Annotated in this window: 1 pseudogene; it reads left to right on the forward strand. The window is 68.0% G+C overall.

The window, feature by feature from the left end:
* Positions 1-322: pseudogene (locus A0J57_RS25030) on the forward strand (hypothetical protein); the annotation flags it as partial.

Here is a 322-nt window from a genome sequence, read left to right on the forward strand (position 1 = left end):
CGTCTGCGCCGCCCGCCCGCCCGCCCATGGAAAATGCCTGGTCGCCCAAGCGGACGCCGCCGCGCGCCTATGACGCGCCCAATCGTCCCTGGTGGAAGCTCGCCGACATCCTTGCCGCGCACAAGGGCCAGAAAAGCTGGACGCACGCCATCGTCCGCAACCGCGATCTGGAGGCGGACTGGCACCAGATGGCGGCCGGGCAGCGCACCGAACCGCTGATGTATGCCGACAATGCGACCGCCCTCATCGTCTGGGGCGGGCAGCTTCGGGTCAGCATCAAGGGGCAGGAACCCTTCGTCGCGGTCAAGGGCCTGTCTCTTAT

Origin of the sequence: Sphingobium sp. 22B, from assembly GCF_001580035.1 — a bacterium.
GTDB classification, from domain to species: Bacteria; Pseudomonadota; Alphaproteobacteria; order Sphingomonadales; family Sphingomonadaceae; genus Sphingobium; species Sphingobium fuliginis.